The following is a 1,569-nucleotide window of genomic DNA, read 5'->3' as shown; positions in this document are numbered from 1 at the left end:
CTCACATGCCTTTCACGCATGCATTCACGGGTTCGAATCCCGTACCGGTCACCATTTCTCAACATACGATCGAAAGATCGTTTTCATTTGCGGGTGTAGTTCAATGGTAGAACTTCAGCCTTCCAAGCTGACTACGTGGGTTCGATTCCCATCACCCGCTCCATACGATTAGAAGATAGACTTAGGTCTATTTTTTTATTATCTAAATACCCACAGTTACGAGCTGTGGGTATTTTTATTTATTCTAATAGTTCAAAACTATTAATCAATTCATTTTTAGATTCATACAATAATTCAGTTTTACCTGAATCAATATTATATATATATATATTCCTTGATGTTTATCATTGCGCCCAAGAAGAATAATCTGATGAGAAGAACTAAAACAAGTATACTGTGTTACATCCATAATTTCATCAATATTAATTCCTGCTTTTTTCTTATTTGTTTTTGTATCTAATGTATATGTATGATATTGAGGATTCCAAGCTGGTATGCTGTCACTTTCAGTAAATGTAAGATTTCCATTTTCCATTGGAAGCATTCTATAGACTAACTTGCGATTTGTAGTATAGATACGTTTGAGTTGATTATTCTTCAAACGATAAATATGCGTATTAGGTGCAATATACTTACTACCCTTACCCGCATTTGCATCTTCTAATGCCTGATCTTCTTCTTTTTGATTACTTGCACATAGATATAAATCATGATTGAAAACATCATAGACCATATGATCAAAATCTAAATCCTCTTCTGCCTTAATCTTACTGAACTTCTTTGTTTCTATATTATAACGATAAGGCTTGAGTGATCTTTGACCTTTTTCTACGCCTAATACATAGATATTATTCTCTACAGGAATAATTCTGTTAATTGCGGTTAATCCACCAGACAACTTTTTAGATTTCTTTGTATCAAGATCATAAGTATACAGATGATCACCACTATTATCTTCTTCAGCATAATATACAGCATTATTAGATTTAGAATAGACACCAAGTGGATTAGAAGAAGTATACTTTTTAGTCACTTTCTTAGTAGATAATGAATATTCATAGATATTCACTACTACATTCCCCTTCTTATCATATCCACTTGTTGTAATAGATAGATAACGTTCTTTATTTGTTTTACAGCCCGTTATTACAAAAATACAGAGTACCACCAACAATTGAATTAACTTTTTCATAACTATTCTCCTTTCTTTATTCAATTGGAATACCTCTTCATATATATTATATATGTTGGTTTATGACAAATACAATCACAAAAAACTTTTTGAAGCAATCTGTTGTTTTTTTGTTTACAGATTATACAATTATGTTAGCGCTTATATATTTTTATATAAAGAGGTGAACTTCTATGATTGAATTAACAAACTTTACATACAAAACAAATAAAGTTCTTTTCGATGGTGCATCTTTCAAAGCTCCCTCTACTGGAATGATAGGTATTGCAGGTGAGAGTGGCTGTGGAAAAACCACTTTTTTAAAAATTATATCTAAACAGATTCATCTAGCCTCTATCGTGAATAATGCCCCTTCTATATTCTATGAAAAACAGGAT

The 1,569-nt window shown here is 31.4% G+C and carries 2 protein-coding genes and 1 tRNA gene; 2 read left to right on the top strand and 1 reads right to left on the bottom strand.

The features are described from left to right. Nucleotides 1–89: 89 nt before the first annotated feature. A tRNA-Gly gene (locus ACT8VG_RS11075) sits at nt 90–163 on the top strand. 102 nt (nt 164–265) lie between these two features. Here ACT8VG_RS11075 and ACT8VG_RS11070 read toward each other — a convergent pair. Beyond that, nucleotides 266–1,192: a hypothetical protein gene (locus ACT8VG_RS11070; RefSeq protein WP_444195918.1), complete on the bottom strand. Its 927-nt coding sequence runs from the start codon at nt 1,190–1,192 to the stop codon at nt 266–268. Between the two features lie 173 nt (nt 1,193–1,365). Here ACT8VG_RS11070 and ACT8VG_RS11065 point away from each other — a divergent pair. Beyond that, nucleotides 1,366–1,569 (top strand): ATP-binding cassette domain-containing protein (locus tag ACT8VG_RS11065; protein WP_444195917.1); only part of this gene is annotated, 204 nt, incomplete at its 3' end.

It is taken from the genome of Catenibacterium sp. (genome assembly GCF_052354645.1).
Lineage (GTDB): Bacteria > Bacillota_I > Bacilli_A > Erysipelotrichales > Coprobacillaceae > Catenibacterium > Catenibacterium mitsuoka_A.
The sequence above is the reverse complement of the archived record's forward strand: the minus strand, read 5'-3'. Positions and strand labels throughout refer to the sequence as shown.